Source organism: Gammaproteobacteria bacterium (assembly GCA_009845905.1).
In the GTDB taxonomy this organism is placed as follows: Bacteria; Pseudomonadota; Gammaproteobacteria; order Steroidobacterales; family Foliamicaceae; genus Foliamicus.
In genome coordinates, this window is record VXYS01000001.1 from 1 (window position 1) to 6,180 (window position 6,180).

A 6,180-nucleotide genomic window follows, 5' to 3' on the forward strand; every position below is an offset into this window, starting at 1 on the left:
CAACGCATGCGTCTTCTCGTATAGATAATTCTATTCTACCATGTCCCTCTTCGGGGGCAGTCAAGGTTACCTGCATAAAACTGCCAAAGACGGTTAGGTTAGAAACTTCACCAGCACTGGCGGTGATGTCTTCTAAATTAACACCTCTTACATTCCTGTCCCAAATTATTGCAACTCTAACAGTTTTACCATTGTCAACATGTCTACGGCTTGCGAAGATACTACATTCTGCTTTGTATCCCCACGTAAACTCTAATAGGTTGCTATCGTAAGGTTCTCCGATAACACTATCATCCTTGTATGCAAACCCCAATATGATAGTTCCTTGCTTGATGCGACCATAATACTGGTGAGGTGCGGTGAACTTCACTCGGTAGTTGCTCTTATCAATTTCAATAAAATTGCTAATAGACGGCATTTGCATTGACCTGTCATTCCTGATGTCTGATGTAATACCGTTGCCATCAACATCAAAAATACTGAAATCCAAGTCAGACCTTTCAAGCCCACTAACGTCCTTATTCCATGTGATTGATATATCAACAGACTCACCATTCGCTAAAGAGAATGGATTGTTGTAAGTTGATTTTGATGCAAGGGTTGCACGTGCAAGTTCTGCCCTTACCATGTGAACGGTAATAAGTATTGCCAATGGAAGTAAAGTCGCTAATACTAACAAGCAATACAGATATGTTCTCATTTTCTTTAGAATCATAATAAACTCCTTGTGAGGCTGTTTGCCAAATACATCGTAAGTTCTTTTACGAAGTGATCTTCTGCGAAAATAGTTAATAATCATTAGATTTGTTGTGCTTGCAAGATGCCATACCGAGCACCTTGATCATCTGTTCTATCATAAATCCACCAGAGATTATCTGTGGTAGGATTATAAGTCACACCTGCTATGGCATGCTCCGTCTCTACGTCTCTGCTTCTGACACGATTTCCTGAAGTGTCACAACAAAATATCCAGTTCTCTGTGGATATATGATTTTGCGGTATCCAAAAGTGTCCATCAGCGTAAGCTAAACCGAATTGTCCAGAGGGTAGATCATATCCATTGTAGTCTCCAGTGTGTTGAGCTTGTGCTAACGTTATTGTTCCTGACTGTTCAACGCCATTCGTATTGAATTTACGAATTTGATAATTGCGTAAATCCAAAACCCAAATATAAGTGCCATCAAAAGTCAATGATTCAAACTCAATTGGGTTACCTGTTATTGTGTATTCACTCACTAATGTGCCAGAACTATTTATCTTTGAAAGATATGATTCAGAACGACTATTATTAGTGCCACTCCACCAGAAGTTAGTGCCGTCAAAGCATCCACCCGATGGTCTAATCGGTGTCGCAGCTGTCACATCTAAACTTTCAGTTACTTGTTCATCACCTTCAAGGTTAAAAGTATTTATCCAGTCTTGTCTCGGATTGATACCCACGTCAGTGTGATTGAATACATACACTTTTTGAGAGGATTGATTGAAACCTAAGCCGGTAACAATCCTATTCGGTATCAAATCCTCTCTGAAAGCATGTCTCCGTGTAATAGAAAACTCATTAGAATCAACATCAGGCACGTTAGCGCGTGTAGCTGTAAACTTCAGACGGATTGTTTGACCCAGTATCGCACTATATGTCAATACACCCCCGCCTCTATATGTCCATCCGTCTGGAAGTGTATATCCTGAAGCAAGTCTAAATCTTGTTTCTGAACGAGGCTCATTTACATAATTTCTTGAGCGTATTTGGCGTCTATTAGAATCCTCCCATATCAAGTCTGGTAAAGTTTCCCATACAATCGGAGGGTTACTTGCTCTAACATCAAGTCTTGAAACATCAAATAAATCTGGCATCGATCTTTAGAGTTATTTTTTCCTTTACAAACACCCTTCAATTGTAGTATCATTTTTATAGCATTGTTTAGGTAGGACATATCATCTGCACCACTCGGTGCAGGTCCTACCAACCCAAATGATATGGGTTACAATGCTGGGAATGACAATGCGATCCCATACGTAAAACGCATTCAATTTATATGCTTGAGCTGTGCATAACACACCTCCCCGTATGCTATGCACTATTTATCTCAAGCAAAGGAGCATATCTTATGAAACGCAGTAAAAACAATACTCCCATATCTATAGATTTAGACAAAATGCAACAAAACGGTTATGTCGCAGCATTCAAAATGAGTGTTAAAAAACGCACGATTTTAGTTGCTGACAATGTCCAAAGAATCTATCCTCCCGAACCAAAACCATCAAACTAAGAATAAAATTAGGGGGCTTTAGTCCCCTAACATACATATATCACACCTCACCTCTCTATGGATCCGGTGTTATAATATCTTGATCCATATAAAATCTCGGATACCAACTTCTATCATTATCACCAATGTCAGGTGCTACAATCGTTGCTGTGCCTGTTTTTTGTGCTGTTTGACTACCTGTATTATCGTAAGCCGATAATGTTATGCGTGGGTCATCTGAATCCATAACAGGATTGCGATTGTTGTTCGCATCCGATTCACTTTCATGAATAGAAACACCATAACCGCGTGCTGCGGGAACACCTCTCGTATAAGTGAACATAATCATTGTTGTTGAATCTTCGTCCATGCTAATATACTCTTGCACGTCAATCTGAGCAGGCACTCTATTTTGAATAGTGATATAAAATGTCGTTTGGAAGAATTCAGATGACCCTTCACCTGTATCACGTTCAAGTCTGGCTAACGCCCAAATCGTCTTGTCAGCAGATACATACGGCAGATCCATATAGAGGGCCCCTGACTGCTGACCTGTGCTATGTGCGGGCGTAGTAGGGCCCCATAATACATTTGAAGGTATGCCATCAGCAGAAGTCAATCTGTTTCTATTATTCTGAGCATCCTGTTGTGTATTATAGAAGCCTACCAGATTAAATCTGTCAGCAAAAGGTGCTCCTGATGTATAAAGCATTGGGAAAACAGCACGAGTGCCTTCCACACCAATACCATTGACGACAGATATACTCGGCTGAACAGCATTGAGTATAGTGAGTGTATACGCAGTTGAATCAACGACAACGCCATTCTGAACGATTTCTAATCTGCCATACCACCTCGTATCACTTGAAACAGAAGGTAAAGCCGTATTATATCGTAAAGTGCCAGAGCGATTACGTATAGCTTGTCCTGCCAGATTTGCGAGTTCTTGTGTCGTTGGATTGATAGAAACACCAGGTCTATTACTGGTGATCGGATTTGATCCTGAACGCGCATTTGATAATGAACTATGGAATGAATGTCTGATTTGTGTTGCTACGGGTGAACCTGCATTATACATCAACTCAGAATTTGAAAAATCTGTCAATTCATACGCTGATAAGTTTTCAGGAAAACTTATAGACGCTGTTACGGATTGATATACACGCACCCGTGTGCTCGCCTGAAAAGCAAATGACCCTGCTATAATATCAAAGTCTATGAACCAATCTACAAAAGTCGGACTATCACCAGGTAATGTCGGGGCAACCACAGAAATGGGTATCGTTACAACCGTATTCGCATTCTGATTATCCCAGTTCGGTTCAGTATATTGCACATCAGGATTACTCCCACCTTCAGTGACGACACCTTGCGAGTCCAGAAGTTGATGTCTTAAATCGTCTAAAACTGGATACCCTGTATTCACAGTTATATCAAAGCTGACCGTCTGACCTTCATAAACAGATACCAAGTTTGGCACGCTCAAGGTAGGACGTCTTTCAGCTCTAACATCTAATCTAACAACATCTACATAATCAGGCATTGTAAATCAACCTATTACTTTCATTGTTTAAGACATCATTCACATTACTACATACACCCGCAGGCACATATATTTCTGCTGTCGTGTCTGTGACAACTTCTACACAAAAATCTCTACCATTTCCAATAAAACTCGTCAATGTTCCACCTGTAATAGTTATATCCGATAAACTGAAATCCAGCACTCTTTCACTGAAACTTATCAGTAATGTGTTATGCTGCAAAACCGCTATTTCACAAGTTAATACAGGATATATCAATTGTAATTCAATCGGTATGCGCGCTAATCTCATTACGTGCCTTGCTCAACAAGTAGATATGCATAAAGAGTTCTGGCAGCAACACCACTATTGACAGTGATGTTGACTTTAGCCGTTCCCTCAGCCATGTTTATTTCTCTAAACTCATGTGTGTAGGCGTTCTCGTCATCAGCACCAAGTCTGTCTGTTCTATCAGTATCTGTGAATAATTGCAGTTCCGAATTTCTGAGCTGTGCTTCAGAGATGGGAGGTCCCCCACGTTCAAATGTGGCATCAAACTCTATAGATTCACCAATGTATATCTCAACACTATTATCTCCATCTATCGTGATACTCGGATCAGAAGTTTCTACAATACTGAACTGAATTGGAATTAAATTTTCGTTTGGCATTTATGTCTCCCAGTATTCTAATGTCGGATTGTAACCATCTGGCATGTTAGCTTTTATTCGAGAACTCATATCTGCATGGGTGAGTATATCTGTAATCACGTGAATTCTGTCAACATCTGATGAAGTTGAAGTGCTTGTTAATGCATACCAGTTTACCCACAACGCACCAAAAGTAGGACCATTGGGAAAACTGGATATTGCTGAATTTAGGTTCATAAAGAATTCAGCGTTATATGCACCATCACCATCAGGGTCTAATGTTGTCGGTCCTTTTATCGCTTCATCAATGATCGCTTCAAGCACAGACCAGTCATAAGTAGTAGTGCCAGCGACTTTTTCATCCCACAAAACTTTTATAGTATAATCCGCAGATCGCAACCAGAACCCTAAATGTGTGTAAATATCTCTCACTAACGTTGCGTAGATCGGTGCTTCTCTTAACCAATGCTTTACCTGTTCTCGCCATTTATCTAATTTGCCTTTTACTCTTTCTTTTTTATCTGCGTCTGTTAACACGCCTGGCACCCAATCAGGGGTCGGTATTACTGCCTCTTCAACCGTATCTGTTTCACCTGATGCTAAGAACACAGTAGCAGCAGCACTATACTCTATTTCCTGATAATCAGGTTTTGGTAAAACTGTATTAGTCGGAACACCTACCGCAATCCAAAGATGTAAATCATCTTCGTCCACGAGATAGCGATATATGATGTCGGCATATCCATTCGGTGACACTTGACTGCCTTCTGAAACAGGTGAACTTCTAAAATCAAAATCCCGTGAAGCAATTTGACCACCCGTGTCAGGGCTTATTTTAAGATGTCTATCTTCAATGACATGGATTTTGGCTATATCCATAACACCTGGAACTTTGTTTGACCTGACATAGTTGATATAGAGCTTAGTCGCCATCTACACACCCCTATAACCCTGAATCTTGCGAAGTAAGATTGTCCCGGTCGCTACACCTACTTCAAAAGATGTGTCGTTGATATATCTCACAGTCAAATGATTGTCTTTATTAGACACTTCTATAAAACCGAGCTGATCCCATAGTTTACGAGGCACAATCCAAAGGTTTCTTTTATTTGAACCCGAATAATTGAAGATGATATGTGTGTAGTCCGAGAACTTTTTGCCAGCATTCAGATTGTTTGCCGTCTCTACCGAAGCAGAACCTAATGAACCTTCCCACAGCGGTTCTATACTATCTTCCGGATCATTCGCTACTGGCAATAAAGCATCATTCAGCCTGAGAAATCTACCCGGCACAACATTGTTACGAGCTAAGACATTCGCCTTCTTGATGTGGCGAACACTATAAGACCCATCAAAATCACCAACATCAAAAACTTCTGCCCAATTCCCAGTGAACGTCCAGATACCATTACCACTCCGAACTCCAACCGCAGTCACCTCAAACGCATTCAGTTCACCGAACTGGAAACGATCACCAACCGCTACGTCATCAAGTGCAGTCCTTTTGTCCGTGCTGTCAGAATCCGTCTCAAAGATTTTGAGCTCTGTAGACTCTACATAAAACTGACCCGTTGCAGGAGCACTCGTGGATGTCCACGCCCACGAACCGAAGGTCTGATACATGCTAATATCAACATCAGGTGGATTATTGTCCGCAGGTGCAGCAACCCCAAGCGGACTCTCAGGACTGCCATCACCTTGCATTGTTTCGTCAACTGCTATAGATCGTAGCCAATACTCAAGGACTTCTGATTTTAA

At 40.9% G+C, this 6,180-nt stretch carries 6 protein-coding genes; all 6 read right to left on the bottom strand.

Annotated features, from left to right (window positions below; translation table 11 throughout):
- Positions 1-799: hypothetical protein (locus F4036_00005; GenBank protein ID MYK36124.1), on the bottom strand; the 799-nt coding region annotated here is incomplete at its 3' end.
- Entirely contained in the window at positions 799-1,854 is a 1,056-nt protein-coding gene (locus F4036_00010; protein ID MYK36125.1) for a hypothetical protein, read from the bottom strand. The genes F4036_00010 and F4036_00005, both read right to left, overlap by 1 nt.
- Positions 1,855-2,325: 471 nt before the next feature.
- On the bottom strand, positions 2,326-3,792 hold the full coding sequence (locus F4036_00015; GenBank protein ID MYK36126.1) for a hypothetical protein: 1,467 nt from the start codon (positions 3,790-3,792) through the stop codon (positions 2,326-2,328).
- Positions 3,785-4,084, bottom strand: a complete 300-nt coding sequence (locus tag F4036_00020) for a hypothetical protein (protein ID MYK36127.1) — start codon at positions 4,082-4,084, stop codon at positions 3,785-3,787. Before F4036_00020 ends, F4036_00015 begins: the two co-directional genes overlap by 8 nt.
- A complete protein-coding gene (locus tag F4036_00025) occupies positions 4,084-4,443 on the bottom strand; it encodes a hypothetical protein (GenBank protein MYK36128.1) in 360 nt (119 codons plus the stop codon). Before F4036_00025 ends, F4036_00020 begins: the two co-directional genes overlap by 1 nt.
- Positions 4,444-5,355, bottom strand: a complete 912-nt coding sequence (locus F4036_00030) for a hypothetical protein (protein MYK36129.1) — start codon at positions 5,353-5,355, stop codon at positions 4,444-4,446.
- Positions 5,356-6,180: the final 825 nt, after the last annotated feature.

Coding starts and splice junctions, on each gene's coding strand:
- F4036_00010 (MYK36125.1), bottom strand. CDS start 1,854: ATGCCAGATTTATTTGATGTTTCAAGACTTGATGTTAGAGCAAGTAAC.
- F4036_00015 (MYK36126.1), bottom strand. CDS start 3,792: ATGCCTGATTATGTAGATGTTGTTAGATTAGATGTTAGAGCTGAAAGA.
- F4036_00020 (MYK36127.1), bottom strand. CDS start 4,084: ATGAGATTAGCGCGCATACCGATTGAATTACAATTGATATATCCTGTA.
- F4036_00025 (MYK36128.1), bottom strand. CDS start 4,443: ATGCCAAACGAAAATTTAATTCCAATTCAGTTCAGTATTGTAGAAACT.
- F4036_00030 (MYK36129.1), bottom strand. CDS start 5,355: ATGGCGACTAAGCTCTATATCAACTATGTCAGGTCAAACAAAGTTCCA.